Genomic DNA, 26,676 nt, shown 5'->3' on the forward strand with positions numbered 1-26,676 from the left:
AATCGCTGGCGGCGCCAGCGGCTCGGTGCCGATCTGCGCGACGAAGTAACGCCCAAGAACATCCTGATGATCGGCCCCACCGGTTGCGGCAAGACCGAGATCAGCCGCCGCCTGGCGAAGCTCGCCGATGCGCCCTTCGTGAAGGTCGAGGCGACCAAGTTCACCGAAGTCGGCTATGTCGGCCGCGACGTCGAACAGATTGCGCGCGACCTGGTCGAGGAAGCCGTCCGGCTGGAAAAGGAACGTCGCCGCGCCGCCGTGAAGGACAAGGCCGAGGAAGCGGCAATGGCGCGGTTGCTCGACGCGCTGACCGGCAAGGGCGCGTCCGAAGCGACTCGCGAAGCCTTCCGCCAGCGCTTCGCTGACGGTCATCTCGACAAGACCGAGATCGAAATCGAGATCGAACAGGCGCCGCAGATGCCGTTCGATCTGCCCGGCGGTGCGCAGATGGGCATGATCAATCTGGGCGACATGATGGGCAAGGCGTTCGGCCAGCCGCCGCTCAAGCGCCGCAAGCTGAGCGTTCCCGCCGCCTGGGAAAAGCTGATCGAGGAGGAAGCCGACAAACGCCTCGACCAGGACGAGGTTTCGCGCACCGCGCTTGCCGATGCCGAAGCGAACGGCATCGTCTTCCTCGACGAGATCGACAAGATCGCGGTCAGCGATGTCCGCGGCGGATCGGTCAGTCGCGAAGGCGTTCAGCGCGACCTGCTGCCGCTGATCGAAGGGACCACGGTTGCGACCAAATACGGCCCGATGAAGACCGACCATATCCTGTTCATCGCCTCGGGCGCATTCCACGTAGCGAAGCCGAGCGATCTGCTGCCTGAACTGCAAGGCCGCCTGCCGATCCGCGTCGAACTCAAGGCGCTGACCGAGGCCGATTTCGTCGCCATCCTTTCCGACACCAAGGCATCGCTGACGACCCAGTACAAAGCGCTGCTCGGCACCGAAGGGGTGACGGTGGAGATGACCGACGACGGCATCCGCGCGGTCGCGAAGATTGCCGCCGAAGTGAATGCCGAGATCGAGAATATCGGTGCGCGGCGGTTGCAGACAGTGATGGAAAAGCTGTTCGAAAGCCTGAGCTTCGATGCCGAAGACCGGCGCGGCGATGCGGTAGTGGTCGATGCCGCCTATGTCGAGCGCGAGCTGGCGAGCATCGCGCGCAACACCGATCTAAGCCGGTTCGTGCTCTAGGGCTTCGGCGCGGGCTTGACCTTGTCGTACGGCGTGAAACGGCCGAGAATGCAATAGGGCGAGGGAATGCCCGAATTGCGGTTGATCACCTGAAACCGGTCATAGCGGCAAATCTGGTCGCCAAAGGTTTCGATCACGACAATGTCGTTGTCGCGCAGCGTCGGACAATGGTCGGTCAGCTCGTTGCGCCAGATCCGCGCGCCGGACTGGTGATAGAGGATGTTGCGGTTGTCGATGATTTCGGGTCCGCCGACCTGGCTGCGGCTGATGCAGTTGGCAGGCTTGCCGGGCACGCGCCCTTCGAGCGCCTTGGCGAGATCGGGCGACAGTGGCGCGCTGTCCTGCGCCAGCGCCGTCGCGCCGCACGCGAGCGCAGCACCCGCCAGCGCCATCCGCCAGCGCACGGTCACTGGTTCTTCCGATAGGGAATGAAGTCGCCGAACGAGCAGCTGCCGGTCGGGTTGCGGCTGATCGCGTCGAAGGTGCTGGCGATCTGGCCCCGGCACAGCCGGCTCTGGTTGGTCCGGGTGAGCAGGACATCGCCGCGCTCAACCCCCGAACAGCCGGTGGTGTCGTTGCGATAGATCACCCGGCCGCCGTTCGAATAGAGCAGCGTGTCACCGACACCCGTCGTCCTGTACTGGCCGCTCTGCTGCGGCAGGCACGTCACCGGTTCGCCCGGCGTATAGCCCTGCAGCAGGCGCGCAAGCTTGGTTTGATCGGCGGCCTTCTGGTCGGCGACAGCCGATTGTTGCCGCGGGGTTTCGGCACAACTCACGACGAGCAGCAGCGGGATCAGCATGAGAGGACGCATCATAAACTCCTGACGCCAGCAGCCCCCTGACACCGCAGCATAACGCAATCAGCCGCGAAATTCATCCTTTCCTTGCCGCAGCCGCGCAAATTCATCGACATCGCGTGCGCGCAGGAACGGATTGGTCGCGCGCTCGGCGCCGATCGTGGTCGGGACGGTCGCCTCACCGGCGGCACGAGCGGCCCGGACATCGGCCATACGCGCGACCAGAGCGGCATTGTCGGCATCGACGCTGAGCGCAAAGCGGCCATTCGATTCGGTATATTCATGCGCGCAATAGATTACCGTCGCATCGGGCAGCGCAGCGTAACGCTGCATGTTCGCAAACATCTGCGCCGCCGTCCCTTCGAACAGCCGGCCGCAGCCCATTGCGAAGATCGTGTCGCCGACGAAGATCGCCGCGTCATCGGCGAAGTGATAGCTGATGTGCCCGGCGGTATGGGCGGGGGTTTCCATCACGACGGCCTGGTGCGCGCCGAGGGTGATGATATCGCCCTCGCTGACCAACTGGTCGGCGGTCGGGATGCGTGCGGCTTCGGCAGCGGGCGCAATCACCTCGACCCCGTGCGCGGCCTTCAGCGCGGCATTGCCGCCGGTGTGGTCGGGGTGCCAGTGGGTGTTCCAGATGCCGCTCAGCCGCCACCCGCGTGCGGCAAGAACCGCCTCGACCGGCTCAGCTTCGGCCGGGTCGACAACGATCGTGTCGCCCGATGCATCGTCATGGACCAGCCAGATGTAGTTGTCGCTGAGCGCGGGAATGCGAAGGATTTCCAGTGCCATTACCAGTGCCCCGTGTTCGGCATCGAAGCCCAAGGCTCCTGCGGCGGCAGATGGCCGTCCTGCAGCAGCTCGATCGAAATATTGTCGGGTGTGCGCACGAACGCCATATGGCCGTCGCGCGGCGGGCGATTGATCGTGACGCCGGCATCCATCAGCCGCTGGCACGTCTCATAGATGTTATCGACGCGGTAGGCGAGGTGGCCGAAATTGCGGCCTTCGCCATAGACTTCGGCCTCGCCGTCGACGGGCGGCCAATTATAGGTCAGCTCGACCTGCGCCTGTTCATCACCCGGCGCGGCGAGAAAAATCAGCGTGAAGCGGCCCTGCTCGCTGTCGAACCGGCGCTGTTCCTTCAGGCCCAGCAGTCCGAAGAATTTGACCGTCGCATCGGGGTCGCTGACCCGAATCATCGTGTGCAGATATTTCATGCGCGCGCCTCCACCAAGGTTGCGGGCGAGATAGGATGCAGCGACGCCCGGCGCCAGTCGCTATTGCTTGGGCGCATCCTCGAATTGCTTCATTGCTGCGCGCGCCTGCGCGGCGGCCTCGCTGTCGGGCGCCAGCCGGATCGCCTCGCTCCAGCCGCCACGCGCGCCGTCGGCGTCGCCGCTGGCGGCCGCGATATTGCCGATTTCGAGCATTACCGAGGCATCGTCGCGCGCAAGATCATAGGCGCGGGCGATGTCGGCGCGCGCACGCGGCAAGTCGCGGGTCCGCCGCGCCAGCGTCGCCGACGCCAGCCACACCAGCGGATCGGCTGCCGCCAGTTGCTGCGCGCGGTCGAGATCGGCCCGCGCCCCCTCCAGATCGCCGAGCAGTACCAGCGCCCGCGCCCGGTCGAAGCTTGCCTCACCGCGTTGCAGGCCGGTCAGCGTCGGTGTCGCGAGCGCCGCGTCGAGCGCGCTGCGCGCCTGCGCCGGATCGCCCTGCGCCAGCCGTGCATTGCCCGACTGCGCCCAATAATGCGCTGCGCGCGAATCATGTGCGACTTCGGCATCGCGCGCGGCGCCGGCAAATTCGTCTGCCGCCGCCTGCCAGCGGCGCTGGTTGGCAAAGGCGATGCCGAGGCACTGGCGCGCGAAATAGCCGCCACCCGCAATGCGCCACTGCGTCGCGTCGGCTTCACCGGCCTGCGGGTCCGACGTTGCCAGATCGACGCAGCGGTCATAGCGCGCCTCTGTCGTCTTCGCCGTGGCCTGCGCGTCGGGCCGCGACGGTGCCGGTGGGCCAACAGGCTGTGCCTGCGCAATCAGCAGCGCGAACAGGACAGTCATGGGGCAAGCTCCTCGATCGTGCGCAGAATCAGCGCAATGTCGCGGTCGCGCGACAGCCGGTGGTCGCCATCCTTGACCAGAATCGTCTGCACATCCGCTGAACGCAGCAACTCGGCCAGTCGCACGCTGCGCAGATACGGCACATCGGGGTCGAGCATGCCGTGGATCAGCCGCACCGGCACGTCGATCGCGATCGTCCCCGCCATCACCCGGTGCTCTTCGCCCGACGCCCAGAATGCGCGCGAATAGACGGTCGGCGCCGGGCCATAAGCATTGGGCCGCTCCAGCCGCCCTTCCGACAGGATCGTCATCTTCTCGTCGGTGGTGAACCCCCAGTCGGTGAAGTCGGGCGCGGCGGCAATGCCGACCAGCGCCGCCACCCGTGCGGGCCGGGCAAGCGCCGCCAGCAGCATCAGCCAGCCGCCCATCGACGATCCCACCAGCACCACCGGCCCCGCGACCATGTCGATCATCGCCAGCACATCGTCGCGCCAGTTGACGAAACGCTGATCCTCGAACGCGCCTTCGCTGGCGCCGCAGCCGCTGTAATCGAAGCGCAGGCACGCCCGCCCGCGGGCCCGCGCCCAGTCTTCGATCGCGATTGCCTTGGCGCCCGTCATGTCGCTGGCATAGCCGGGCAGGAAAATCACCGTCGGCCACAGCCCGGGGCTGTGGTGATAGGCAAGGGCCGGGCGGGGCAGATCGCTCATGCCCCGCTCTTTAGGCCTGCGCCTCCGTCGATAGAAGCGCCGTCCTCAGTGTCCGCCGAGGAAATCGCGCAGCGCGTCGGCAAAAGCCTTCGGCTGGTCGAGCATGATGAAATGCCAGCTGTCGGCAACCGGCACCAGCTTGGCCGGCGATCCGGCATAGCCGCCTTCCCAGATCGTCTTTGCCTGCGGTCCGGCGCCGGTCGCATAGAGCACGGTGAAGGGCTTGGCCGTGATCTTGGCAAGTTCGGGGCGCAAATCGGTGGTCATCACTTCATACAGTGCCTGTCCGGTTGCGGCGGGCGCGGCCTTGGCGCCCCAGTTCGCAACCTTGATCCGCCCCTCGGGCGTGATCGACCAGATGCCGCCGGGATCGCTGGTGACGGGCGCGGTCGGCTGTGGCGTCGCGATCGTCTGGGCGCGCGCCTGTTCGGCGAAGGGCCGCGCGCGCTCGACCGTCATGCCGGGGTCGAACAACCGGCTGAAGAACGGGAGTGAATCGATCACCATCACGCTGCCGGTCGCGGCCGGATAGCGCGCGCCCATCATCATCGCGAGCAGCCCGCCCATCGAATGGCCAATGATCGCAGGCTTCTCGATCTTGTGCTTGGCGATGTAGCCGGCGAGGTCGGCGGCGATCCCGTCGAGCATTCCCGGCTTGCCATTGTCACCCACCGCGTCACCGCCAAAGCCGTTGACCTGCACCAGATAGACGCGGTGCGTCTTGGCGAGTTCGGGCGCGACGCCGTCCCAGACGCCACGCGGGCTGGCGAGGCCGGGGATCAGGATCACTGCCGGGCCGCTGGTGCCAAGCGTCGTCACCGAAATATGCGCCAGCCGCTCCTCGGCGGGTGCGGCCTGACAGGGCGCGGCGGTCGGCTGGAGCAGGGCGATCGGCGCCAGCACGGCAACGGCTAAGCGCAAGACGAAGTGGTGCATGTCAGAACTCCTTGGAAGGGCTGATGAAAATCTCTTCGATTGTCAGCTCGAACAGTTCGGCGATGCGAAAGGCGAGCGGGAGCGAGGGGTCGTAGCGGCCGGTCTCGATCGCATTGACGCTCTGGCGCGACACCTCGAGCCGGTCGGCAAGGTCGCCCTGGCTCCAGCCGCGCGCCGCCCGCAGCGAGCGCAAATGGTTCTTCACGCCGCGTCCCGCTGGCCAGCGTCGCGCTCGACGATCAGGTTGACGAGGCTGCCGACACCCAGCCCGCCGAACCAGATCACCGGAATGTAGAAGGTCGGCAGATGCACGGCATCGGCATAGATTTCGAGGAAGCCCCAGATGCTGGCGATCGACAGCGTGAAGGCGGTGGCGACCAGCGCCTTGCGCACTTCGAGCACGCGGACATATTCGTCGCGCAACTCAACGATGTAGCGCGCGATCAACCAGAACACGCCGATGATCGGCAGCGCGGGCAACATTGCCAGCAGCCACAGCAGCGGCCCCTGCGCCTCAAGCGCCCAGATCGCATAGGGCGCGGCAAACACCAGCACGGCATAACCCAGCATCATCGGCACAAAGCGCCGCAAATAGGCCCGCGCGGCGGCGTTGCGATGACCCGGTGACATGCAAAGACTCCCTTCGACTCGTGTGAAGGAAGCTTTACAGTAAAGGAACCTTGTCAGTCAAGCGAGCTGGACATTATATACTTGACAAAGCAGCGGTGACACGCCCATAAGAGGGCATGACGAACCTTACCGCTCCCCGCTTCATCGACGCCGACGCAGCCCGCGAACATCTTGAAGGGCTGCACTGGCCAAATGGTCCCGTTTGCCCGCATTGCGGCTCAGCCAAAGCCAAGCGCTTGCCCGATCAGCGCGGACGCCCGTCGAAGGCGCATCCCGAAGGTGCGGTGCGCAAGGGCCTGGTCCAGTGCAATGATTGCCGTCAGCAGTTCACCGTTACGGTCGGCACGGTGTTTGCCGATAGCAAGGTGCCGCTGAACAAGTGGCTGCTGGCGACGCATCTTATCGTGTCGAGCAAGAAAGGCATTTCAGCGCACCAGCTCCACCGCATGCTCGGCGTCACTTACAAGACGGCGTGGTTCATGGCGCATCGCATCCGCGAAGCTATGATCCCCGACGACACAACGCCGATGGGCGGCGGTGGCGGCATGGTCGAAGCCGACGAGACTTTCATCGGTCGCGTCCCCGGCAACAGCCGCATGGCAATTCACAACATGAACAAGGTTGTGTCGCTGGTTGATCGCACGACGGGCCGCGCTACCTCGATCGTGTTCACTGGCAGCTTTTCGCATCGCACGATTGGCCCGATCCTAGACCAGCACATGGCCCGCGATGCCAAGCTGATGACCGACGAAGCGCACCACTATAAGACGGTCGGGCCGCGCTATGCCGCGCACTACACCGTAAACCATGCGCGCGGTGAGTATGTCCGCAAAGGTGATGCCTCAATCCATACCAACACGATTGAAGGCTTCTTTGGCATCTTCAAGCGCGGCATGCGCGGCGTGTATCAGCACTGCGGGTCGCAGCACTTGCAGCGCTACCTTCGCGAGTTCGACTTCCGCTACACGCACCGTTCGGGCTTGGGCGTGAACGATGACCAGCGCCGTGATCTGGCGCTGCTGGGCATTGCAGGCAAGCGTCTCACCTATCGGCGGACTGCTGGCGTCGCAGCCTAAGCACCCCGCGTTGGGCAGGAAACGCAAGTTCAAGGGCGGGGCTTATGGCACTCGCTGGACCAAGAAACCCTAGCGCGCCTCTTTGCCGTGCGCGCTGATTGGCCTTCCCCGCCGCCGACGTTCGCTTGACTCTTGCGGCGGGACGTGCGGCTTTGGCGGTGTGCTCAGCATCTTGCGGAGCACGTCGTCTTCAGTTGTCTGGATATCATTCATCATGAACCCCGAGGCTGTAAAGCAAGCAAAGGCAAGCCTAAAAAGATGTGCCGATGCATGTCAAAAGCTAAATCAGGCAACCACCTTTGAGGAGACAGAGGCGGCTTGGACCGATTTTTTGGTATGGTCAGCGCGAATTTACAATAAACTAGGCAAAGGATCGAGAGGCAACAACGCAAGCGAAAATTGGTACGGATTGATAAAAAAAGAACGTAAGGATGATCCAGTTTTAAGATATATTCACCATGCTAGAAATACTGATGAGCATGGGATTGAAAGAATACTATCGAATGATGAATTACGAGAAGTATACATTTACAGAGAAAATGGCGAAATTATTCAGGAATTTTCTACGATTGGCGGCGCAAAAATTGACGATTTGAAAATGATAATTGACGGAGTTCCTGTGCCCGTCCCACTTGAACGTGTCGAGAAAGTTGCAAAGCTAGTTACTGTGACTGATGACGTTTTCGGTGACAGTTTTGACCCCCCGCACGAGCATTTCGGTAGGACAATTTTTCCCGAGCCCAAATATGTCGCATTGGCAGCGCTAGATTATATGAAATACATGGTAATATCCGCTGATTATCTATCTAATCCATAATTTCGAACAACATCGCTGTGTAAACCTTGCGGACCAGTTCATCGAGTGGCTCACCAAGCATATGCTCTCGCGCTTCCAGAACGCCAGCTCGCACCATCGCATCTGTAATTTCTAGCACCGGCCTGTCACGCAGGACGCTGGTATCAGTTTCAGGTCGCTTTGTCATGTATATAATGTCCAGCGAGCTTTCCACCCGCTTATTCAGATGATGTATTCCACCGTCTTCATCTGCGTGGTCGCCGCCCGCTTCGCTGCACGCTTGGCGACGAGTTTCGCGTGCAGCCCCTCGATCGTCCGGCTGCCCGTGGTCTGGAAAGCGAACGGCAGGAAGCCGTGGATGACGGCGCCGATCCCGCCCGCAATCATCGCGAGGCCAAAGCTGGTCGCGACGCCGAAATGCTCGGTGAAGCTCTCGCCGACCGAGGCGGGGTGATCGAGGAACAGGCGGCGGATCATGGCGGCTCTCGTGGTTAGGGGGTGGGGGCAATCTTATCAGACGCGGCGCGCGCGGCCAGCCCCGCGACCATCTCCACGGCGAGCAGGCTGAGCGTGTCGTCGCGCGCGCCCATCACGAGGATGCGGTCGCCGGGGCGGGCGGCGGCGACAAGCGCGGCTGCCGCGTCGGCGCGGTCAGCGATGTGGCGGGCAGGGCTGCCGCGCGCCGCCAGGTCGGCGACGATGTCGGCGCTCGTCACTTCGCGCGCAACGGTCCCGCCCTGATAGACCGGATCGGGGAGCACCAGAAGATCGCCGTCGCGCAGCCGCTTGGCGAGGCTGTCGACCAGCGCCGCCCGCATCACCTTGAGCGGGCCATAGCCGTGCGGCTGGAACAGGATCAGCAACCGCCCGGGAAAGGCATGGAGCGTGTCGAGCGTCGCGGCGATCTTGTCGGGGTTGTGGCCGAAATCGTCGATCACGGCGACGCCGCCTGCCTCGCCGACCAGATCGAAGCGGCGCTTGAGGCCCTTAAACCCGGCGATCGCCTCGACCGCATCGGCGAGCGGCACACTGGCTGCCCGCACCGCGCCGATGGCGGCGAGCGCATTGGCGACATTGTGCCGCCCGGGCACTGGCAGCGTGACGCGGACGGGGGCGGCGCCGCGTTCGCTGAGCTCGAAGCTGACCGAGAAAGGCGCTTCGACGATGTTGCTCGCGCGGAAGTCGGCGGGCGCCTCGATCGCCACGGTCAGGCGACGCTCGACCGGGACGACATCGGCCAGCGCGGCGGCCTCGGCATCGGCGACATTGATCACTGCCGTCTGCGCACGGCCGACGAAATCGCCGAACAGCAGCCGCAATTCCTCGAGCGATTTATGGTCGAGGGTGACATTGTTGAGCACCGCGATCGTCGGGCGATAGAGCGCGATCGACCCGTCGCTTTCGTCGACTTCGCTGACGAACAGCTCGCCTTCGCCGACCAGCGCGCTCGCGAACGGTGCTTCGGGGCGGGCGAAGTTCTTCATCACCGCGCCGTTCATCACGGTCGGTTCGCGGTCGAGGCTGTGGAGGATCCAGCCGATCATGCCGGTGACGGTCGATTTGCCGCTGGTGCCGGCCACTCCGATCGAAACCGCGGCGCGATTGAACAGGTCGCTCAGCAACTCGGCGCGGCTCAGCCGTTTTGCGCCGACGCGCTCGGCGGCGACCATGTCGGGCACCGTCGGCTCGATCGCGGCGGACGCGACCACGATCTGCTCGGGCGAAGTGATGCCGCTGCCATCCTGCGGGTGGAGCGCGATGCCCAGCGCTTCGAGCGCGGCGAATTTCGCGGGCACGCGGCCCTGGTCAAGGCTGCGGTCCGATCCCGCCACCTGCGCGCCTTGTCCGGCGAGGATCATCGCCAGCGGCATCATGCCCGATCCGCCGATGCCGACGAAGAAGTAGGATTTGCTCGCACCCATCTTCCGGCGCTATCGCGATAATCGACAACAGGAGCAAGTATGCGGATTGGGATCGTTGCGCCGGCACGACCGATCGACCAGGACATCGCCGCGCGCGTGGCGGCGGTCGCGGCGACCTATCCCGGCGTCGAGCTGGTCGTGTCGCCGCAATGCTTCCTGAGCGAAGGCCATTTTGCCGGCCCCGATTTCGCCCGCGCCGAGGCATTTGTCGCGATGGCCAATGATCCGTCGATCGACGCCATCTGGTGCGCGCGCGGCGGCTATGGGTCGAACCGCATCCTGCATCTGATCCGCGACCGGCTGGGGCCGGCGGCGGCGCACAAGACCTATCTCGGCTATTCGGACATCGGCTTCCTGCTCGGCGCCCTCTACGCACGGCGGCTGGGGCGGCAGGCGCATGCGCCGATGCCCGGCGACATCACGCGCGACGGCGGCGAGGCGGCGGTGCGGCGCGTGCTCGGCTGGCTGACGGGCGATCGCAGCGGGGTGGAGCCGGGGCTCGGCGCGCGGCCGGCAGTGGCGTTCAACCTGTCGATCGTCTCGGCGCTGGTCGGCACGCCGTGGCTGCCCGATCTCGCCGATCACGTCCTCTTGATCGAGGATGTGTCCGAACCGCTCTACCGCGTCGACCGGATGCTGTTCCAGCTTGCCCATGCGACGCAGCTGAAGGGGCTGGCCGGGGTCCGGCTCGGGCGCGTGAGCGACATCCAGCCCAACGATCCGCCCTGGGGCGAAAGCCTGTCGGTGATGCTGCCGCGCTGGTGCGCCGAACTCGGCGTGCCCTATCTGGGCGAAGCCGACATCGGCCATGACACGGCCAACAAGATCGTGCCGTTCGGCCTCGGCTGAACCGCGCGTCGCCCGCGTGCCCGAAAAATGGTGCTGCCGGTGAGGATTGAACTCACGACCTCAGCCTTACCAAGGATGCGCTCTACCACTGAGCTACGGCAGCATTTTTCGCCGCCTGTCGGGCGGGAGCGCGCCTATGGGCAGAGCGACGCGATCTTGTCAAGGCATTGCCCGGCGGCGTAGGCACCCGCGATGGCCGACACGCAATCCAAAGCCGCGCAGGAACGGGCCGACCGGCTGGCCGCGGCGCTGCGCGATAATCTGCGCAAGCGCAAGGCCCGTGCCCGCGGCACAACGCCCGAGCGCGATACCGACGCCGCGCCCGACAACGCTTAACCGCCCATCACAAAGGCATTGAGCTTGTTGCCGTCGGGATCGCGGAAATAGCCGGCGTAAAAGCCGCTGTCGCCGCGCGGGCCAACCGGCCCTTCGCAGGTGCCGCCATGGGCCAGCGCGATCGCATAGAGCCGGTCGACCTGCGCGCGGTCTTTCGCTTCGAGCGCGACCATCACGCCATTGCCGACGGTCGCCGGATTGCCGTCGAACGGCTTGGTCAGGCCAATGCCGGGCGCGCCGCCCGGGGCACCCCAGGCAATGAAATTGTCGAATTCCATCATCCGCCCGACGCCGAGTTCGGCGGCCAGCGCGTCATAGAAAGCAGCACCCCGTGCCAGATCATTGGTGCCAAGCGTGACATAGCCGATCATTGCATCTCTCCCCGAATCGATGCGGAACATATATAGAACATATGGACGCTAGTCAATCGGTCAGCGCGGCCGGTGCTGCGTCCCCAAGCCTGCCGTGATGAACAGCACAGTCGCCTCGCCTGCGACATCCGCCGTGTGCCAGACGCCGGGTGGGTTGATGCAATAGTCCCCCGGCGTCAGCGTAATCGTGGCAAGGCTGCCGTCGGGCAATTCTTGGTGCAGCGTGATCGTGCCGCCGGTGCACACCACGACTTCGTCGCCCACCGGATGCATTTCCCACGACTCCCAGCTTTGGTCGAAGCGGTAGAACGACACCAGCCGCCCCTCGGCGCCATCAGCGGCAACGCGCGCGCCATAATCGGCATACCAGTCCATGCCGGTGAAGTCTGGCTGGACCTCGGCCTTGGCACCAAGGCCGAGGTGGATCGGCGTCGTGAACAACGATGGCATGGCGTGTCTCCTCAGCTCAGATCGGCGCGCATTTTCCTTCGAGCCACGCCAGCTCATCACCCGCCATCTGCGGGCCAAGCACGGCCAGTACCTTAGCGTGATAGGCATTGAGCCAGTCGCGCTCGGCGGCGGTGAGCAGCGCCGGGTCGATCAGGCCGCGCTCGATCGGACAAAAGGTCAGCGTATCAAACCCCAGCATCGTGCCGCCTTCGCACACGCGCTCTTCGACCAAGATCAGATTCTCGATGCGGATGCCGTACTCACCCGCCTTGTAATAGCCGGGCTCGTTCGAAATGATCATGCCGGGCCGAAGCGGCTCGGACGGCCCGCCGCCCGGATAATTGGGCGTGGCGATCCGCTGCGGGCCTTCGTGCACTGCCAGATAGGCACCGACGCCGTGACCGGTGCCATGTGCGTAATCGAGCCCGACTTCCCAGAGCGGGCGCCGGGCGAACGCGTCGAGCTGCCCGCCATTGGTCCCCGCCGGGAATACGGCGGTCGCCAGCGCGATATGCCCCTTCAGCACGCGGGTGAAGCGGTCGCGCATTTCGGGCGTGGGGTCGCCGATCGGCAGGACGCGCGTCACATCGGTGGTGCCGTCGGCATATTGCCCGCCCGAATCGACCAGATAGAGTTGGCCGAGTTCGAGCCGCGCATTGGATTCTTCATCCACGCGGTAATGCGGGCTCGCGCCATGCGCGCCGGTCGCCGAGATGGTATCAAAGCTGGTGTCGAGCAGCACGCCGGTCTCCTCGCGGAAGGCTTGCAGTTTCGCCACGCAATCGAGCTCGGTCAGCCCGCCCTTGGGCGCCTCCGCCTCGACCCATCGCAGGAAGCGGGCAAGCGCGGCGCCGTCGCGTACCGAAGCGGCGCGGTGGCCGGCGATCTCGACCGGGTTCTTGCAGGCTTTTGCAAGCACGACCGGGTCGCGCACCGACAACACCGATGCGCCGCCGCGTTCGAGCGCGTCGAAGATCGCTGCCACCGCGCGTTCGGGGTCGGCGGCGATCCGCTTGCCCGCAAAGCCGCCGAGCGCTCCGGCAAAAGCGGCACGATCATGCAGCCGGATGGCGTTGCCGAGATGGCGGCGAACCTCGTCGGTCAGCTTGTCGGGCGCAACGAAGAGATCGGCAGAGCCGTCGGCCCCGACAATCGCATAGGCAAGCGCAACCGGCGTGTGCGCAACATCGCGCCCGCGGATGTTGAGCAGCCACGCAATCGAATCGAGCGCGGTCAGCACCACCGCATCGGCCTTGCGTTCGGCCAGCCAAGCGCCGACCTGCGCGCGCTTCTCGGCCGATGTCTGCCCCGCCAGCGCATCGTCCTGCACCGACAAGGTCGCGGGCGACGGGGCGGGCCGGTCGGGCCAAACTGCGTCGACCGGGTTGGTATCGACCGCTACCAGCGTCGCGCCGCGTTCGGCGAGCGCCGCGCGCGCTTCGTTCACCCAGCTGCGCGTGTGCAGCCACGGGTCATAGCCGATCCGCCCGCCCTGCGGTGCGTTGGCCCCCAGCCACGCCGACACGCTGGTCGCCGGCACGCCAACGAACTGCCAGTCATCCGCCGACACCTGCTGGCGGACCTGAAGCGTGTAGCGCCCGTCGGTAAAGATCGCAGCCTCGGCAGGCAGCACCACCGCAGTGCCTGCCGATCCCTGAAAGCCCGTCAACCACGCCAGCCGCTGCGCATAGTCGCCGACATATTCGCTCATATGCTCATCGGTCAGCGGCACGACGAAACCGTCGAGCGCGGTGGCGGCAAGCTGATCGCGCAGCGCGGCAAGGCGGGCGTGATGTGTCGACAAGGGGCATACTCCATCAAGGCAAAGGCCGATGCACCGACTTAAGCCGACCATTCTCGCTGCGCAAATCGAGCAAAGCCGGGCAGGGGCGGCAAATTATGGCACCGCGCACCAACCTCGAAACATTCGGCCCGAAAGCTCGCGAATTTGTCAGCACGACCGATCTGGAAACCGGACCTTAACCCTGTTGGGCTAGTCCATTCGTATGATGAAGCAGCAATGCCATGTCTGTTCGCGCGATATCAGCAAGCCCTCCCTGGTGCGCTGCCAGGCGACGGCTTGCCCGATCAACAAGGCCAAGCCGCCGGCGTCGCGCCAGACGCTGATGGGCATCTTCGGCCTTGGTCTCGGCATCGTCGGCGCAATTGCCGCAGTATCGTGGCTGTTCAATGCGCCGTCGAGCGGCCAATCAACAGTGGCGTCGAATTTCAGCCGCGGCAACGTCAACAATTGGCTCGATGGGCTGTGGCGGCCGAGCACACCTGATTTCACGCCGGTTGCCCAACAGGTGAGCGGGTCGGACTGGGGCGCCGCGACCCGGGTCGAAACTTTTTCGTGCGAGGGTCGGCTGTCGGCGGCACGGTCGGTGATCTGCACCAACTGGGATCTGGCGACGGTCGATTACAATCTCGCACTGGTCTATCGTCATGCGCTGGGCAGCGCACCCAATCCGGCTGCCTTGCGGGCCGAGCAGGAACGCTGGCTGGCGCGGCTGGACGCGCTCGATGCGACGCCCGAGACAGTGATGGAACATTACCGCGCGCGGCTCGATGCGCTTCAGGCCGCTGACCCCAAGCTCGCATCGCAATAATCGCCCGCTTGAGTTGCCGGGCATAGTTCTGGCAAGGACCGGTCGCGCCCTTTTTGTTGCGGCGCGGCAGGGGGCGTCGGTTGCCGAATCAGAAAACCCAGATCGTGGTGGTGGGCGGCGGCGCGGGCGGGCTTGAACTCGTGCGCCGGCTCGGCAGCCGTTATGGCCGCAAGCGCCACGACATCATCCTCATCGACCGCAACCTGACGCACATCTGGAAGCCGCTGCTGCACGAAGTCGCGGCGGGATCGCTCGACGCCAATCTCGACGAAGTCGGTTACGGCGGCCACGCGGTGCGCTGGGGGTACCGGTTCTTCAACGGCAGCATCGAAAGCATCGATCGCGCCGCGCGGACGATCACCACCGCGCCGATGATCGACGATAATGGCGCGGAAATCATCGGTCGCCACACCATCCGTTACGATTATCTGGTGCTCGCGATCGGCGGGATTTCCAACGATTTCGGCGTGCCCGGCGTGCGCGAGCATGCGATGTTTCTGGAGGACCGCCCGCAGGCCGATCGCTTCCGCCAGAAACTGCTCAACGCCTGCCTGCGCACCAACCACGCGCACCAGACCGGCAATCCCGACGCCCGCGTGCGGGTGAGCATCGTCGGCGGGGGCGCGACCGGCGTCGAACTGGCGGCCGAGCTTTACAATGCCGCCAAGGCGCTGCGCCACTACGGCCTCGAAGTGTTCGACGAGACCAAGCTCGAAGTCTCGTTGCTCGAAGCCGGGCCGCGCATCCTGCCCGCGCTCGACGAGCCGCTGGCCGAGACCGCCAAGCGCGAGCTCGAAAATCTCGGCGTGCGCGTGCTCGACAAGACTCAGGTCACGCGCGTCGGCCCCGGCGAAGTCCATACCGGCGACGGCCAGGTCATCGCCGCCGACCTGATCGTCTGGGCAGCGGGGGTGAAGGGCGCCGAGGAGCTCAAGACGATGAGCGACCTCGAGCTCAATCGCGGCAACCAGATCGTCGTCCGCCCGACGCTGCAATCGGTGACCGACGACCGCATCTACGCTCTCGGTGACTGCGCCTCATGCCTGCTGCCGGGCCGCGACCGGCCGATCCCGCCGCGCGCGCAATCGGCGCACCAGATGGCGAGCTTGGTGTTTGCGAACCTTGTCCGCGCGCAGGCCGGGCAGCCGCTCAAGGATTTCGTCTATCAGGATCACGGCTCGCTGGTGTCGCTCAGCCGCTTCTCGACGGTCGGCAGCCTGATGGGCAATCTGGTCGGCGGGCGGATGTTCGTCGAAGGATGGATCGCGCGGATGGTCTATATGTCGCTCTACCGCATGCACCTGATCGCGATCCACGGCTGGTGGCGCGGGACGGCGCTGATCGTGATCGGGCATGTGAACCAGATCGTTCGGCCGAAGCTGAAATTGCACTAGGTTCTGAACTCATAAAACTGGACGACGACGTCCTCCTGGTTGCGGTCGTTCAATCGACCGATATATTGCAGGGATGGGCGAACTTTACATTGCGGAGATACCATTCGAAGGTGGCGGCATTCGCTACCGCTATGCTCGCAAGATGTCGTCGGATGGTTCGCGCTGGATACGCGAAGGACTATTTCAGGCATACCATCCTGATGGGACGCTCGCCTCAGAAGGGACCTATGTAGAAGGCCTCGAAGACGGTGCGTGGCGTGATTTTCATGAGAACGGACAACTTGCCGCTGAAGGTTTTTATAGTCGTGGCACGGAGGTTGGGCTTTGGCGGTTCTGGAAGCCTGACGGGACTCCCGATACCGAGCGATAGCGGCCCGTCGGCTTCTGATCCAATCGGTGCCGTTCTCTTAATGAGTCTCTCGCCCATTTTCAGCCGACGCCACATGCCCTCGTCATCGCAAGCGCGGCGGGCAGAACGTGGGAGCCCAGTCGAGTTCGTCGCGAAGGGTTCGATTTCCCGCTCCACCGCGTTAAGACGCGGTGATGACCAACACCCCTCCCATTGCTCCCCGCCGCCCGCACTCGTTCACCGCTCACGGCCAGACGATCGAGGATCCCTATGCCTGGCTGAAAGACCCCGGCTACCCTGAAGTCACCGACAAGGATGTGCTCGGCTATCTCGAAGCCGAAAATGCCTATTTCGAAGGGATGATGGCGCCGCTCAAGCCGCTCACCGACCGGCTCTATGAAGAGATGAAGGCGCGGATCAAGGAAGATGATGCTTCCGTCCCGCAGAAGGACGGCGACTGGCTCTACTGGACCGCGTTCGAGACCGGCGGGCAATATCGCAAATGGTGGCGCAAGCCCGTCGCGGGCGGCGAGGATCAGCTCATCCTCGACGAACCGGCGCTCGCCGAGGGCAAGGAATATTTCCGCCTCGGCGCGCTCTCGGTCAGCAACAAGGGCAATTTGCTCGCCTATGCGATCGATGACAATGGCTCGGAGCGCTTCACAGTGCGGGTGAAGGACCTGACCACCGGCGAGCACCTCCCCGACGTTATTCCCGGCATGCTCTCCGAAATCGTCTGGGTCGCCGACGACAGCGGCTTTCTCTATGGCCTGGCGAACGAGCAGTGGCGCACCGACAATGCGCGGTTCCACCGGCTCGGCACCGATCCCGAGCGCGATATCGAACTGTTCAAGGAAGCCGACGAAGGCTTTCGCGTCGGTGTGTCGGAAACCAGCGACCGCCAGTGGATCGTGATCGCCACCGGCGATCATGTGACGAGCGAAGTCTATCTGCTCCCCGCCAGCAATCCGCTCGCGCCGCTGAAGCTGGTGAGCGCACGCGTGCCGGGCCGCGAATATGATGTCGATGCCGGCGAAGGCACCCTCTTCATCCACACCAACGACACGCACCCGAATTTCCGGCTCTGCACCGCGAGCATCGACGTCCCCGACGTGTGGGAAGAACGGATCGCCGCCTCGCCGCATTTCTACATGACCGGGGTCAGCTGCTTCAAAGACTTTCTGATCGTCGACGGGCGCGAGGACGGGCTCGATCAGATCGAAATTCACAGCTACGACCCCGGCATCGCCCCGCAACGCATCGTGTTTCCGGAGGCGAGCTATGACGCGGGCCTCGGCGACAATCCCGAATATGACATGCGCGTGCTGCGGCTCGGTTATGAATCGATGGTCACGCCGGGCACCGTCTATGACTATGACGTCGCGACCGGCAGCATGACCGTGCTCAAGGTGCAGGAAATCCCGAGCGGCTATGACGCCGCCAAATACGCAACCGAGCGGCTCAAGATCACCGCGCGCGATGGCACGCAAGTGCCGGTGTCGATCGTGTACCCGAAGGATTTTCCCAAGGACGGCAGCCGCCCGCTGTTCCTCTATGCCTATGGCGCATACGGCTATGCGATCCCGCCGGGCTTTTCGACCGGGCGGCTTTCGCTGCTCGACCGCGGTTTCGCCTATGCGATCGCGCATATCCGCGGCGGCGACGATCTCGGCCAGCAATGGTATCTCGACGGCAAGCTCGAGAAGCGCACCAACACCTTCAACGATTTCGTCGATGTCGCCAAGGCGCTGGTGGCGCAGGGCTGGACCAGCCCCGGCAGGATCGCGATTGCGGGCCGCTCGGCCGGCGGCGAGCTGATGGGCGCGGTCGTCAATTCCGACCCCGAACTCTGGGGCGCGGTGATCGCCGATGTGCCATTCGTCGACGTGCTCAACACGATGATGGATGCCGAGCTGCCGCTGACGCCGGGCGAATGGCCCGAATGGGGCAATCCGATCGAGGACGCGAAGGCCTTCGAGCTGATCCGCAGCTACAGCCCTTACGATAACGTCACCGCCCAGCCCTATCCGCCGATGTTCATTTCGGGCGGCCTCAACGATCCGCGCGTGACCTATTGGGAGCCCGCCAAATGGGCGGCCAAGCTCCGCGCCACCAAGACCGACGACAATGTGTTGCTGCTGAAAACCAACATGGGCGCGGGCCACGGCGGCAAGTCGGGCCGCTTCGAAAGCCTGCGCGAAGCAGCCGAAGAGCATGCCTTCGTGCTGTGGCAATTGGGTGTGGAGGGATAGGCTTGACCCGCTTCTCCCGCCAGATCACCGCGAGCGAGGCCGACATCGATGAACTCGGCCATGTCAACAACGCCGTCTGGGTCCGCTGGATTCAGGACATCGCCGTCGCGCATTGGGAAGCGGTCGCGCCGCCCGAGCATATCGCCGCGCACGTCTGGGTCGTGACCCGGCACGAAATCGACTATCGCGGCAATGTCCGCGCCGGCGAGACAGTGACGGGCGAGACCTGGGTCCCGAGCCCGCCCAAGGGCGCGCGGTTTGACCGGCATGTGCGCTTCATCGGCGACGACGGCAAAGTGAAGGTCGAGGCAATCACCACCTGGGCGTTGCTCGACCGCGCGAGCGGGCGGCTGCTCCGCGTGACGCCCGAAATCGCGGCGCCGTTTCTCAGCTGATCGTCGGCTGGCCCGGCCATTTGCGATCGAGCCAGCGCCCCAGATTGACGAAGCTCGTGATCAGCACCGGGACGAGGATGATCGACAGCACGACCTTGGTCAGCATCTGCCCGCCCATCAGCGCCAGGATCGGCCGGTCGCCGTAAAAGGCGATGGTGATGAACAGCACCGTGTCGACGATCTGCGAAATGATGCTCGCGATCATGCCGCGCAGCCACAAGGTCCGCGACGCGCCGGTGCCGCGCTTCAGCCGATCGAACACCAGCACGTTGAGCGTTTGCGACGTGCCATAGGAAATGAACCCGGCGATCATCAGCCGCGCGCTGGTGCCCACCACAATCGGGAAAGCATCGACGGCGGGGGGGTACATGCCCGGATCATTGGGGAGCGCGATCACCAGCTGAATCAGCGCGGCAGCAATCAGCAAAGGGATGAACCCCAGCCGGACGAGCAAGGTCGCGGTCGCCTGCCCATGCAGCTCGGCAATCGCGCTCGACATCACCACCAGCAGCAGAAAGGCGAAAACGCCCGCTTCAACGGCGAGCGGCCCGAGCGCGACCTGCTTCACCCCCAGCACGCCCGCAAGGCAAACCATGCCGCCGTAAAAGATCGAATAAACGAAGAGCGAGCGCGGAAACGCGGCGGGGGGCTGGTCCATAGCCGTTGCTAGCGCGAATTTGCGCGGTGGCAAATGCTCTAGCCGATCGCCCGCGCGCGTGTATGCTGCTGCGCAACAGGGGACCGACTACCATATGAACCGTTTCGCGATCGGCATTGCCGGGATCATCGTCATTCTCGGGCTTGCCGTCCTCTTGTCGAGCAATCGCCGCGCGATCCGGCTGCGGGTCGTCGGCGCCGCCTTCGCGCTGCAAGCGGCGGTGGCGGTGCTGGTACTCTACGTCCCCGCCGGGCGCGCCGCGATCCAGGGGCTCGCGATGGGCGTGTCGGCGTTGCTTGGCTATGCGGGCGAAGGGACCAAGCTCATCTTCGGCGACATGGCAAATAATGGTCTTTGCCAATTACAAACGGTAAACGTTGCAACGGAACCGTTGCAAAAGCTCCCAAAGTTTCCATTGGATGTTAGTGCCGTTCACTGTGCCGGAACGTCGTTTGCGATTTCGGCGCTGCCGGTGATCATCTTTTTCGCCAGTCTGGTGTCGGTGCTCTATTACATCGGCTTGATGCAGCTGATCATCCGCTACATCGGCGGCGCGATCGAAAAGATTGTCGGCGTGTCGAAGGTCGAGGCACTGTGCGCCGCCGCCAATATCTTCGTGGGGCAGAGCGAGGCGCCGCTCGTGATCCGGCCCTATCTGAAAGACCTTGCTCCCTCGCAAATGTTTGCGGTGATGACGGTTGGCATGGCGGGCGTCGCGGGGACGATCCTCGCCGCCTATGCTGCGTTGCTGGGGCCGACCGCGCTCCCCTATCTGCTCGCTGCCTCGTTCATGTCGGCGCCGGGCGGACTTTTGATGGCCAAGATCGTGATGCCCGACGATCCCGCGCTGGTCGCCGTCATCAACGACGGTGAGCCGATCCGCGCGGTCGATCCCGATCCCGAGGAGGAACGCCCGGCCAATATCATCATGGCCGCCGCGATGGGCGCGCAGACCGGCGTGCGGATCGCGGTCGCGGTCGCGGCGATGGTGCTGGCGTTCGTGGCGCTGGTCGCGCTGGCCAATGGCATCCTTGGCAGTATCGGTGCGGCGCTCGGCTATCCGGGCTTAAGCTTTCAGTCGATCCTCGGCACGCTGCTGGCGCCGATGATGTTCCTGCTCAACATTCCTGCGAACGAGACCGCGGCAGCGGGCGGCCTGCTCGGCACCAAGGTGGTGCTCAACGAATTCGTCGCTTTCATCGATCTGGGACAGCTCAAGAACCTGACGCCGCGTACCACCGCGATCGTCACTTTCGCGCTTTGCGGCTTTGCCAATTTCAGCTCGATTGCGATTCAGATGGCGTCGGCGGGCAGCCTTGCCCCCAACCAGCGCCCGACGATCGCGCGGCTCGGCATTCGCGCGCTGATCGCGGGTAGCCTTGCGAACCTGATGTCGGCCGCACTCGCCGGGCTGCTCATCCAATAGGGGATTGTCGATGTCCGATCACCCGCATGACCCCGACCGCCCGCTCGCCACGCGCCACGGCCCCGAACATGCGCTCGAGCGGCTGATCTTCTTTTCCGACGCCGTCTTTGCGATCGCGATCACGCTGCTGGTCATCGAAATTCATGTGCCCGAACTGCCGCATGGCGCGAGCGATGTTGCGTTCATCAACGCGCTGCTGGAGCTGATTCCCAATTTCATCGGTTTCATCATCAGCTTCTTCGTGATCGGCGCTTTCTGGGGCGGTCACCACCGCGCCTTCGGTTGTGCGGCGCATTGGCACGACCGGCTGATGGCGCCCAACATCCAGATGCTGCTGGCGATTGCGGCGATGCCATTCTTCACCGCGTTCATGAGCGAATATAGCAACCAGCGCGTGCCCGTGGTCGCCTATTGCCTGTGGCTGCTGGTCACCGCGCTGCTCAACGTCCGCCTGCAACGCGCCGCGACCAGCGCACCGGTAGTCGATGAGACCGTCTCGGCAGAGACGATCGCGCGGATCAGGCTGCGCGGCTGGGCGACGGTCGGCGGTGCGGCAACGGCCGTCATCGTGGCTGCGGTCGCGCCAATCCCGGCACTCGCGCAAGTGACGCTCATGTCGATCCCGCTTTGGCGCTTGGCGCTGATGCGCTGGGCCTTGAAGAGGACGACAGGTTAACGCAAGTCCGCCAGCGCGGCGACCGCGATCTCGTCATCCTCGGCCGATGTCGCGCCCGACACGCCGATCGCGCCGATGATCTTGCCGCCGACGATGATCGGCCGCCCGCCTGCAATCGGCAGCGCGCCCGGCAGCGCCAGCGTCGTCACGCGCCCGTCGAGAACGGCCTTCGCCATATTGGCCGTCGGCGTGCGGAAGCGCGCGGCGCTCTCCGCCTTCGCCTCGGCCACCTCGATCGAGCCATATTGCGTGTCGTCCATCCGACCGAAAGCGACCAGGCTGGCGTTGGGTTCGACCACCGCGATCGCGAGGCGGAAGCCGCGTGCCCGGCCCGCCGCAATCGCGCGATCGACGAGCTTCTGCGCCTCGGCGAGGCTGATCGGCGTTCCATAAGGCGGCGCCGGCGCGGGGGCGGGCGCAGGAGCCGGTGGGGGCGTCTGCTGGGCCGCGAGAGGTGCCGCGACCAGCGCCAGCACCAGCACCAGCGATAAGGTGATGCGCATCCTGTATCTCCTCAGCGCGTCGGCACCGGCTCGGCGCCTGAATAATCATAGAAGCCGCGCTTGACCTTGCGACCGTACCAGCCGGCTTCGACATATTTGACGAGCAGCGGGGCGGGGCGGAATTTCGGGTCGCCGGTGCCTTCGAACAGCACCCGCGTGATCTCGAGGCAAGTGTCGAGCCCGATGAAATCGGCAAGCGTCAGCGGCCCCATCGGGTGATTGAGCCCGAGCATGCAGGCGGTGTCGATGTCGCGCATCGTCGCCACGCCTTCGCCGAGCGCGAAACAGGCTTCGTTGATCATCGGCATCAGCACGCGGTTGACGATGAAGCCGGGCGCGTCATTGGCGTGGACGATCTTCTTGCCGAGCGACTGGCCGAACGTCTCGACCGCGGCCACGGTCGCGTCGCTGGTCGCGAGGCCGCGGATCAACTCGATCAGCCCCATGACGGGCACGGGGTTGAAGAAATGCACACCCATGAACCGCGCCGGATCGGGCGCGGCCTGCGCCAGCCGGGTGATCGGGATCGACGAGGTGTTGGATGCGAGGATCGCCTCAGGCCCCAGCACCTTGCCGACATTGCCGAAGATCGCGCGCTTGATTTCCTCGCGCTCGGTCGCGGCTTCGATGACGAGACCGCAGTCGCCCATCGCCTCGACGCTCGCGACCGGTTCGATCAGCGCCAGCGCCGCGTCGCGGGCCTCGGCCGTGATCTTCTCCTTGGAGACCAGCCGGTCGAGTCCCTTGGCGATGCCTGCCTTGCCGCCCTCGGCGCGCGCGAGATCGACGTCGGACAGCAGCACTTTGTACCCCGCTTGTGCCGAAACCTGCGCAATCCCCGCGCCCATTTGCCCTGCGCCAATAACGCCGACCGTGTTCATGCTTGCCTCCGCACTGGAATGTGGCAGCTTCCTACCCGGTCGCACGGCACAGGGCTAGGAGTCTGGGCAATGCTGATTCTGACGGCAATGATGTTGATGACGGCGCAAGCCGCGACGGCTGCACCCAAGCCCGGCGCGATCAAGAGCTTCGGGGCTTGGGCGGTCGCGTGCGACAATGTCCATCGCTGCGAGATGACCTCGCTCTGGCCCGAAGACAGCCAGCCCGAGGAAGGGTCGCCCTATGCTACATTGTCGGTATCGGTCGTGCGCGAGGCGGGGCCGACGGGCGGCTGGACAGTCGAAATCGAGCTGCCGCCCAAAAGCGGGAACGGTCTGCTGCGCGTGACAACCGAACAGGGGCTCGACGTTCGCGGGGTGGTGCGCGACGACCTGCTGCGCTTCACCGGTGCCGATGCGGCCAAGATCGTCGCCGGCATGGCATCGGGCACCGACCTGCGTGTCGGCGACGCAAGGTCAGTGCTCGGCATGGTGTCGCTGAAGGGATCATCGGCCTCGCTTCGCTACATCGACGCCGATCAGGGGCGCGCGGGAACGATAACGGCCGCAGTCGCGAAGGGCGCCAAGCCCGCGACGACCGTGCCCGCACCACCGCCGCTGCCGCAAATTGCTTTTGTGCGCCCCAGCGGCGTCGCGGCGCCGTTTCCGGCGGCGCTGCGCAAGGCACTCGACAAGGCCAGCGAGTGTGGCAGCGTGTATGAAGGCGGCGAGGGCGACTTGCCGAAGGCCGACGTCCATCCGCTTGGCGGCGGCAAAACGCTGGTGCTGCTGCCTTGCGGCAGCGGCGCGTATAATTTCTCGAGCCGCCCCTATATTCTCGCCAGCGGTGCCAAGCCGGTGGTCGCTGCCTTCGACAGTCCGCCGGGCATGGCGCCGGAAGGTCCGCCCGACCTCGTCAACGCAGGCTTCGATGCCAAGACCGGGCGGTTGGATAGTTTCGCCAAAGGCCGCGGGATCGGCGATTGCGGCTCATCCGAAAGCTATGTCTGGGACGGCGCAATGTTCCGGTTGGTCGAACAGCGGGTAATGTCCGAATGCCGCGGATCGGTGAACTGGCTGGCCGTCTGGCGCGCGACGGCGGTCGCCAAATAGGATCAGGGCGCGGTCCGGGGCGGCTGGGCTTCGGCCAAGATAACGGCAAAATCTTCAGCCGGGTCGGTCCATTCCGCAATCGGCGTCCAGCCGCCGGCGCGCAACAGGATGCGCGCGTCGCGCGGGCCGTATTTGTGGCTGTTTTCGGTGTGGATCGTCTCGCCCGCCGCCATCTCGAACGCGCGCCCCTCGATCGAGAAGTTCACGTCGCGGGTCGCCTCCAGATGCATTTCGATCCGCGCGCGCATGTCGTTCCATAGCGCGCGGTGGCGGAAAGCAGCCACCGGGATCGTCCCGCCCAGCTCGCGATTGATCCGTTCGAGCAGATTGAGGTTGAACTTGGCCGTCACCCCCTGCGCGTCGTCATAGGCGGGCACCAGCGTCTCGACCGGCTTGATGCGGTCCATCCCGATCAGCAGCATCGCGCCGGTGCCGAGCCACATGCGCATCGCGCGGAGCAGATCGACCGACGACGCCGGGATCATGTTGCCGATCGTCGAGCCGGGAAAGAAACCGAGCTTGGGCAGGTTGGCCACCGCGTCGGGCAGCGCGATCGGGTGCATGAAATCGGCTTCGAGTGGCAACACCGGCAGGCCGGGAAAGGCCGCGGCCAGCTGCGCCGACGAATGACGCAGGAAGTCCCCCGAAATATCGATCGGCACATAAGCGGCAGGTGTAATCGCGCGCAGCAGCAGCGGCGTCTTGGCCGATGATCCCGATCCGAATTCGACGACCGCACGGCCTGTGCCGACGGCATCGGCGATTGCCGCCCCTGCGCTTCCCAATATGCCGGCTTCGGTGCGGGTCGGGTAATATTCGGGCAGGTCGGTGATCGCCTCGAACAATTCGGAGCCGCGCCGGTCATAGAACCAGCGCGCGGGAATCGCGCGCGGGCGCGAGGCGAACCCGGCAAGCACATCGGCGCGGAAGGCCGGATCGGCCAGCGTTGCTTCGCCATCCCCGATTTCGGGCTTGAGCATGTTACAGGTCCTTGGCGAGCCGCACGCCGGTGAACTGCCAGCGCTGATGGGGATAGAAGAAATTGCGATAGGAGGCGCGGACATGGCCGCGCGGGGTGGCGCAGGAACCACCGCGCAACACGAACTGACCGCTCATAAACTTGCCATTATATTCGCCGACCGCCCCTTCGACCGCGCGAAACCCCGGATAGGGGCGGAAGGCGCTGCCGGTCCATTCCCAGACATCGCCGAACCAGCCGCCCCCGGCGGTCGCGGGGCGCGGCTCGACCGGTCCTGCCGCATCGAGCTGATTGCCGCTTTCGCATTCTTGCGCTGTTGCGGCGGCTTCCCATTCAAATTCGGTCGGCAGCCGCGCGCCTGCCCAGCTCGCATAGGCATCGGCTTCGTAAAAGCTGATGTGGGTAACGGGTGCGGCGGGGTCGATCGCGCGCCGCCCGTCGAGCCCGAAGCGTGTCCAGCCGCCGTCGCGCTGCTCCCAATAGAGCGGCGCTGTAATGCCCTGCGCCTTCACCCACGCCCAGCCGTCCGACAGCCACAGCCGCGCGTCGCGATAGCCGCCGTCGGCGATGAACGCGGCCCATTCGCCATTGGTGATCGTGCGGTCGGCAATCGCATGCGGACTGAGCAGGGTTGCGTGACGCGGTCCTTCGGCGTCGAACGCAAAGCCGGTGCCGTCATGGCCCACGTCCACAACGCCGCCCGAATGCGCGATCCAGCCGATCGGCCCCGGCATTTCGACCGGCACCTTGGCAGGCGCCGGCCAGATCGCCGGTTCGATCGGATTCTGCGCAAACAGGTGGAGGATATCGGTGATCAGCAGCTCTTGATGCTGCTCCTCATGATGGCAGCCAAGCTCGACCAGCGCCTGCGCCATATCGGGCAGCCGCGGCAGGGCATCGGCCATCGCTGTCGTCACCGCGCGGCGATAATCGAGGATTTCGCTCAGGCTCGGTCGCGTTACCATGCCGCGGCGCGGGCGCGCGTGGCGCTGTCCTTCGGCTTCGTAATAACTGTTGAACAGGAAAGGGAAGCGATCGTCGAACAGCCGGTAACCCGGCACATGGTCGCGCAAGACAAAGGTTTCGAAGAACCATGTGGTGTGCGCCAGATGCCATTTGGCGGGCGAGGCATCTTCCATCGACTGCACCGTCGCATCGGCGTCCGAAAGCGGCGCGACCAGCGCCTCGGTCAGCGCCCTGACCTTGGCAAGGCGGTGGGCAAGCGCATTGCTGTCCATTTTGAGCGCAGGCGTGGCGGGCATCGTCGTTCCATCCGTGCGGGGCAGCCGATCAAGCC

Annotated in this window: 33 protein-coding genes and 1 tRNA gene; 13 read left to right on the plus strand and 21 right to left on the minus strand. The window is 64.9% G+C overall.

Features of this window, described 5'->3' with window-relative positions; all coding sequences use genetic code 11:
- Positions 1-1,200, plus strand: a 1,200-nt coding sequence (gene hslU, locus AX672_RS00005) for an ATP-dependent protease ATPase subunit HslU (protein ID WP_066646441.1), incomplete at its 5' end; no start/stop codon positions are given.
- Here hslU and AX672_RS00010 read toward each other — a convergent pair.
- Genes AX672_RS00010 through AX672_RS00050 form a run of 9 tightly spaced genes read right to left on the minus strand, consistent with a single transcriptional unit; the run spans position 1,197 to position 6,344 of the window.
- Positions 1,197-1,610 (minus strand): hypothetical protein, encoded by a 414-nt coding sequence (locus AX672_RS00010; protein WP_066646444.1) that lies wholly within the window; start codon positions 1,608-1,610, stop codon positions 1,197-1,199. The two genes, hslU and AX672_RS00010, sit on opposite strands and share 4 nt — an antisense overlap.
- Positions 1,607-2,014, minus strand: coding sequence for a hypothetical protein (locus AX672_RS00015; protein WP_168727262.1), 408 nt, complete (start codon positions 2,012-2,014; stop codon positions 1,607-1,609). Before AX672_RS00015 ends, AX672_RS00010 begins: the two co-directional genes overlap by 4 nt.
- Before the next feature lie 48 nt (positions 2,015-2,062).
- Positions 2,063-2,794 (minus strand): hydroxyacylglutathione hydrolase, encoded by a 732-nt coding sequence (gloB, locus tag AX672_RS00020; protein WP_066646450.1) that lies wholly within the window; start codon positions 2,792-2,794, stop codon positions 2,063-2,065.
- A complete protein-coding gene (locus AX672_RS00025; RefSeq protein ID WP_066646453.1) occupies positions 2,794-3,222 on the minus strand; it encodes a VOC family protein in 429 nt (142 codons plus the stop codon). The genes gloB and AX672_RS00025 overlap by 1 nt, the downstream gene beginning before the upstream one ends.
- Positions 3,223-3,282: 60 nt before the next feature.
- Positions 3,283-4,068 carry a tetratricopeptide repeat protein gene (locus AX672_RS00030; RefSeq protein WP_066646455.1) on the minus strand — a complete coding sequence of 262 codons (786 nt, stop codon included), beginning with the start codon at positions 4,066-4,068 and terminating at the stop codon, positions 3,283-3,285.
- Positions 4,065-4,778, minus strand: coding sequence for an alpha/beta hydrolase family protein (locus AX672_RS00035; RefSeq protein ID WP_066646459.1), 714 nt, complete (start codon positions 4,776-4,778; stop codon positions 4,065-4,067). Before AX672_RS00035 ends, AX672_RS00030 begins: the two co-directional genes overlap by 4 nt.
- Positions 4,779-4,823: 45 nt before the next feature.
- Positions 4,824-5,714, minus strand: a complete 891-nt coding sequence (locus AX672_RS00040; RefSeq protein ID WP_066646462.1) for an alpha/beta fold hydrolase — start codon at positions 5,712-5,714, stop codon at positions 4,824-4,826.
- 1 nt (position 5,715) lies between these two features.
- A complete protein-coding gene (locus tag AX672_RS00045) occupies positions 5,716-5,919 on the minus strand; it encodes a helix-turn-helix transcriptional regulator (RefSeq protein WP_066646464.1) in 204 nt (67 codons plus the stop codon).
- Complete coding sequence (locus AX672_RS00050; protein WP_066646469.1) at positions 5,916-6,344, minus strand: hypothetical protein; 429 nt, start codon at positions 6,342-6,344, stop codon at positions 5,916-5,918. Before AX672_RS00050 ends, AX672_RS00045 begins: the two co-directional genes overlap by 4 nt.
- Positions 6,345-6,460: 116 nt before the next feature.
- Here AX672_RS00050 and AX672_RS00055 point away from each other — a divergent pair, with 116 nt between their 5' ends.
- Together AX672_RS00055 and AX672_RS18410 are read left to right on the plus strand one after the other, a co-directional pair.
- Positions 6,461-7,420, plus strand: a complete 960-nt coding sequence (locus AX672_RS00055; protein WP_066646471.1) for an IS1595 family transposase — start codon at positions 6,461-6,463, stop codon at positions 7,418-7,420.
- Positions 7,421-7,634: 214 nt separating this feature from the next.
- Positions 7,635-8,237, plus strand: a complete 603-nt coding sequence (locus AX672_RS18410; protein WP_168727263.1) for a hypothetical protein — start codon at positions 7,635-7,637, stop codon at positions 8,235-8,237.
- Here AX672_RS18410 and AX672_RS00060 read toward each other — a convergent pair.
- The 3 genes from AX672_RS00060 to AX672_RS00070 are packed head-to-tail and all read right to left on the minus strand — an operon-like array spanning position 8,227 to position 10,138.
- Positions 8,227-8,430 carry a hypothetical protein gene (locus AX672_RS00060; protein WP_066646474.1) on the minus strand — a complete coding sequence of 68 codons (204 nt, stop codon included), beginning with the start codon at positions 8,428-8,430 and terminating at the stop codon, positions 8,227-8,229. The genes AX672_RS18410 and AX672_RS00060 overlap by 11 nt on opposite strands.
- Before the next feature lie 8 nt (positions 8,431-8,438).
- Entirely contained in the window at positions 8,439-8,693 is a 255-nt protein-coding gene (locus AX672_RS00065) for a DUF6356 family protein (protein WP_066646477.1), read from the minus strand.
- 14 nt (positions 8,694-8,707) lie between these two features.
- On the minus strand, positions 8,708-10,138 hold the full coding sequence (locus AX672_RS00070; protein WP_066646480.1) for a UDP-N-acetylmuramate--L-alanine ligase: 1,431 nt from the start codon (positions 10,136-10,138) through the stop codon (positions 8,708-8,710).
- Between the two features lie 39 nt (positions 10,139-10,177).
- On the opposite strand from AX672_RS00070, the gene AX672_RS00075 reads away from it, so the two are divergent.
- Positions 10,178-10,987 carry an LD-carboxypeptidase gene (locus AX672_RS00075; RefSeq protein WP_066646487.1) on the plus strand — a complete coding sequence of 270 codons (810 nt, stop codon included), beginning with the start codon at positions 10,178-10,180 and terminating at the stop codon, positions 10,985-10,987.
- 28 nt (positions 10,988-11,015) lie between these two features.
- Here the strand turns inward: AX672_RS00075 and AX672_RS00080 are convergent.
- Positions 11,016-11,090: transfer RNA gene (locus AX672_RS00080), tRNA-Thr, on the minus strand.
- A gap of 89 nt (positions 11,091-11,179) precedes the next feature.
- Between AX672_RS00080 and AX672_RS18785 the strand changes: the two genes are divergently transcribed.
- Entirely contained in the window at positions 11,180-11,323 is a 144-nt protein-coding gene (locus AX672_RS18785; RefSeq protein WP_202189190.1) for a hypothetical protein, read from the plus strand.
- Here the strand turns inward: AX672_RS18785 and AX672_RS00085 are convergent.
- From AX672_RS00085 to AX672_RS00095, 3 genes are read right to left on the minus strand one after another with little or no spacing between them, the layout of a single operon-like run.
- The gene (locus AX672_RS00085) at positions 11,320-11,694 is read right to left on the minus strand and encodes a VOC family protein (RefSeq protein ID WP_066646830.1); all 375 of its coding nucleotides are present in this window, start codon (positions 11,692-11,694) and stop codon (positions 11,320-11,322) included. The genes AX672_RS18785 and AX672_RS00085 overlap by 4 nt on opposite strands.
- Before the next feature lie 60 nt (positions 11,695-11,754).
- Positions 11,755-12,144, minus strand: a complete 390-nt coding sequence (locus AX672_RS00090) for a cupin domain-containing protein (RefSeq protein ID WP_066646490.1) — start codon at positions 12,142-12,144, stop codon at positions 11,755-11,757.
- A gap of 16 nt (positions 12,145-12,160) precedes the next feature.
- Positions 12,161-13,948 (minus strand): aminopeptidase P family protein, encoded by a 1,788-nt coding sequence (locus tag AX672_RS00095; protein ID WP_066646493.1) that lies wholly within the window; start codon positions 13,946-13,948, stop codon positions 12,161-12,163.
- A 202-nt stretch (positions 13,949-14,150) separates the two neighbouring features.
- On the opposite strand from AX672_RS00095, the gene AX672_RS00100 reads away from it, so the two are divergent.
- The 5 genes from AX672_RS00100 (at position 14,151) to AX672_RS00115 (ending at position 19,146) form a co-directional block, all read left to right on the plus strand.
- Complete coding sequence (locus AX672_RS00100) at positions 14,151-14,756, plus strand: hypothetical protein (RefSeq protein WP_066646496.1); 606 nt, start codon at positions 14,151-14,153, stop codon at positions 14,754-14,756.
- Between the two features lie 80 nt (positions 14,757-14,836).
- Positions 14,837-16,150, plus strand: coding sequence for an NAD(P)/FAD-dependent oxidoreductase (locus AX672_RS00105; RefSeq protein ID WP_066646499.1), 1,314 nt, complete (start codon positions 14,837-14,839; stop codon positions 16,148-16,150).
- 73 nt (positions 16,151-16,223) lie between these two features.
- Positions 16,224-16,520, plus strand: a complete 297-nt coding sequence (locus AX672_RS18075; RefSeq protein ID WP_082730295.1) for a toxin-antitoxin system YwqK family antitoxin — start codon at positions 16,224-16,226, stop codon at positions 16,518-16,520.
- A 173-nt stretch (positions 16,521-16,693) separates the two neighbouring features.
- The gene (locus tag AX672_RS00110; protein ID WP_066646501.1) at positions 16,694-18,751 is read left to right on the plus strand and encodes a S9 family peptidase; all 2,058 of its coding nucleotides are present in this window, start codon (positions 16,694-16,696) and stop codon (positions 18,749-18,751) included.
- A 2-nt stretch (positions 18,752-18,753) separates the two neighbouring features.
- The gene (locus tag AX672_RS00115) at positions 18,754-19,146 is read left to right on the plus strand and encodes an acyl-CoA thioesterase (RefSeq protein ID WP_066646503.1); all 393 of its coding nucleotides are present in this window, start codon (positions 18,754-18,756) and stop codon (positions 19,144-19,146) included.
- Here AX672_RS00115 and AX672_RS00120 read toward each other — a convergent pair.
- On the minus strand, positions 19,139-19,804 hold the full coding sequence (locus AX672_RS00120) for a queuosine precursor transporter (protein WP_066646504.1): 666 nt from the start codon (positions 19,802-19,804) through the stop codon (positions 19,139-19,141). The two genes, AX672_RS00115 and AX672_RS00120, sit on opposite strands and share 8 nt — an antisense overlap.
- Positions 19,805-19,898: 94 nt before the next feature.
- Between AX672_RS00120 and AX672_RS00125 the strand changes: the two genes are divergently transcribed.
- Together AX672_RS00125 and AX672_RS00130 are read left to right on the plus strand one after the other, a co-directional pair.
- Positions 19,899-21,230 carry a NupC/NupG family nucleoside CNT transporter gene (locus AX672_RS00125; protein ID WP_066646833.1) on the plus strand — a complete coding sequence of 444 codons (1,332 nt, stop codon included), beginning with the start codon at positions 19,899-19,901 and terminating at the stop codon, positions 21,228-21,230.
- A gap of 10 nt (positions 21,231-21,240) precedes the next feature.
- Positions 21,241-21,906, plus strand: coding sequence for a TMEM175 family protein (locus tag AX672_RS00130; protein ID WP_066646506.1), 666 nt, complete (start codon positions 21,241-21,243; stop codon positions 21,904-21,906).
- On the opposite strand, the gene AX672_RS00135 is transcribed toward AX672_RS00130, so the two are convergent.
- Both AX672_RS00135 and AX672_RS00140 read right to left on the minus strand, forming a co-directional pair.
- Entirely contained in the window at positions 21,903-22,409 is a 507-nt protein-coding gene (locus AX672_RS00135) for a GlcG/HbpS family heme-binding protein (protein WP_066646508.1), read from the minus strand. The genes AX672_RS00130 and AX672_RS00135 overlap by 4 nt on opposite strands.
- Before the next feature lie 11 nt (positions 22,410-22,420).
- Complete coding sequence (locus AX672_RS00140) at positions 22,421-23,290, minus strand: 3-hydroxyacyl-CoA dehydrogenase NAD-binding domain-containing protein (RefSeq protein WP_066646510.1); 870 nt, start codon at positions 23,288-23,290, stop codon at positions 22,421-22,423.
- Between the two features lie 69 nt (positions 23,291-23,359).
- Here AX672_RS00140 and AX672_RS00145 point away from each other — a divergent pair, with 69 nt between their 5' ends.
- Positions 23,360-24,400, plus strand: a complete 1,041-nt coding sequence (locus AX672_RS00145; RefSeq protein WP_066646512.1) for a DUF1176 domain-containing protein — start codon at positions 23,360-23,362, stop codon at positions 24,398-24,400.
- 2 nt (positions 24,401-24,402) lie between these two features.
- On the opposite strand, the gene egtD is transcribed toward AX672_RS00145, so the two are convergent.
- Positions 24,403-25,380 carry an L-histidine N(alpha)-methyltransferase gene (egtD, locus tag AX672_RS00150; RefSeq protein WP_066646515.1) on the minus strand — a complete coding sequence of 326 codons (978 nt, stop codon included), beginning with the start codon at positions 25,378-25,380 and terminating at the stop codon, positions 24,403-24,405.
- 1 nt (position 25,381) lies between these two features.
- The gene (gene egtB / locus AX672_RS00155; RefSeq protein WP_066646517.1) at positions 25,382-26,641 is read right to left on the minus strand and encodes an ergothioneine biosynthesis protein EgtB; all 1,260 of its coding nucleotides are present in this window, start codon (positions 26,639-26,641) and stop codon (positions 25,382-25,384) included.
- Positions 26,642-26,676: the final 35 nt, after the last annotated feature.

Origin of the sequence: Sphingomonas sp. CCH10-B3, assembly GCF_001556185.1 — a bacterium.
In the GTDB taxonomy this organism is placed as follows: domain Bacteria; phylum Pseudomonadota; class Alphaproteobacteria; order Sphingomonadales; family Sphingomonadaceae; genus Sphingomonas; species Sphingomonas aquatica.

Bases quoted from the DNA above. Each gene is read 5' to 3' on its own strand.
- AX672_RS00135 (WP_066646508.1), bottom strand. From the start codon at position 22,409: ATGCGCATCACCTTATCGCTGGTGCTGGTGCTGGCGCTGGTCGCGGCA.
- AX672_RS00070 (WP_066646480.1), bottom strand. From the start codon at position 10,138: ATGGGTGCGAGCAAATCCTACTTCTTCGTCGGCATCGGCGGATCGGGC.
- AX672_RS00035 (WP_066646459.1), bottom strand. From the start codon at position 4,778: ATGAGCGATCTGCCCCGCCCGGCCCTTGCCTATCACCACAGCCCCGGG.
- AX672_RS00075 (WP_066646487.1), top strand. From the start codon at position 10,178: ATGCGGATTGGGATCGTTGCGCCGGCACGACCGATCGACCAGGACATC.
- AX672_RS00040 (WP_066646462.1), bottom strand. From the start codon at position 5,714: ATGCACCACTTCGTCTTGCGCTTAGCCGTTGCCGTGCTGGCGCCGATC.
- AX672_RS00125 (WP_066646833.1), top strand. From the start codon at position 19,899: ATGAACCGTTTCGCGATCGGCATTGCCGGGATCATCGTCATTCTCGGG.
- AX672_RS00030 (WP_066646455.1), bottom strand. From the start codon at position 4,068: ATGACTGTCCTGTTCGCGCTGCTGATTGCGCAGGCACAGCCTGTTGGC.
- AX672_RS18410 (WP_168727263.1), top strand. From the start codon at position 7,635: ATGAACCCCGAGGCTGTAAAGCAAGCAAAGGCAAGCCTAAAAAGATGT.
- AX672_RS00140 (WP_066646510.1), bottom strand. From the start codon at position 23,290: ATGAACACGGTCGGCGTTATTGGCGCAGGGCAAATGGGCGCGGGGATT.
- AX672_RS00015 (WP_168727262.1), bottom strand. From the start codon at position 2,014: ATGCGTCCTCTCATGCTGATCCCGCTGCTGCTCGTCGTGAGTTGTGCC.
- AX672_RS18075 (WP_082730295.1), top strand. From the start codon at position 16,224: ATGGGCGAACTTTACATTGCGGAGATACCATTCGAAGGTGGCGGCATT.
- AX672_RS00130 (WP_066646506.1), top strand. From the start codon at position 21,241: ATGTCCGATCACCCGCATGACCCCGACCGCCCGCTCGCCACGCGCCAC.
- AX672_RS00145 (WP_066646512.1), top strand. From the start codon at position 23,360: ATGCTGATTCTGACGGCAATGATGTTGATGACGGCGCAAGCCGCGACG.
- AX672_RS00085 (WP_066646830.1), bottom strand. From the start codon at position 11,694: ATGATCGGCTATGTCACGCTTGGCACCAATGATCTGGCACGGGGTGCT.
- AX672_RS00050 (WP_066646469.1), bottom strand. From the start codon at position 6,344: ATGTCACCGGGTCATCGCAACGCCGCCGCGCGGGCCTATTTGCGGCGC.
- egtD (WP_066646515.1), bottom strand. From the start codon at position 25,380: ATGCTCAAGCCCGAAATCGGGGATGGCGAAGCAACGCTGGCCGATCCG.
- gloB (WP_066646450.1), bottom strand. From the start codon at position 2,794: ATGGCACTGGAAATCCTTCGCATTCCCGCGCTCAGCGACAACTACATC.
- AX672_RS18785 (WP_202189190.1), top strand. From the start codon at position 11,180: ATGGCCGACACGCAATCCAAAGCCGCGCAGGAACGGGCCGACCGGCTG.
- AX672_RS00120 (WP_066646504.1), bottom strand. From the start codon at position 19,804: ATGGACCAGCCCCCCGCCGCGTTTCCGCGCTCGCTCTTCGTTTATTCG.
- egtB (WP_066646517.1), bottom strand. From the start codon at position 26,641: ATGCCCGCCACGCCTGCGCTCAAAATGGACAGCAATGCGCTTGCCCAC.
- AX672_RS00055 (WP_066646471.1), top strand. From the start codon at position 6,461: ATGACGAACCTTACCGCTCCCCGCTTCATCGACGCCGACGCAGCCCGC.
- AX672_RS00090 (WP_066646490.1), bottom strand. From the start codon at position 12,144: ATGCCATCGTTGTTCACGACGCCGATCCACCTCGGCCTTGGTGCCAAG.
- AX672_RS00110 (WP_066646501.1), top strand. From the start codon at position 16,694: ATGACCAACACCCCTCCCATTGCTCCCCGCCGCCCGCACTCGTTCACC.
- AX672_RS00065 (WP_066646477.1), bottom strand. From the start codon at position 8,693: ATGATCCGCCGCCTGTTCCTCGATCACCCCGCCTCGGTCGGCGAGAGC.
- AX672_RS00100 (WP_066646496.1), top strand. From the start codon at position 14,151: ATGATGAAGCAGCAATGCCATGTCTGTTCGCGCGATATCAGCAAGCCC.
- AX672_RS00025 (WP_066646453.1), bottom strand. From the start codon at position 3,222: ATGAAATATCTGCACACGATGATTCGGGTCAGCGACCCCGATGCGACG.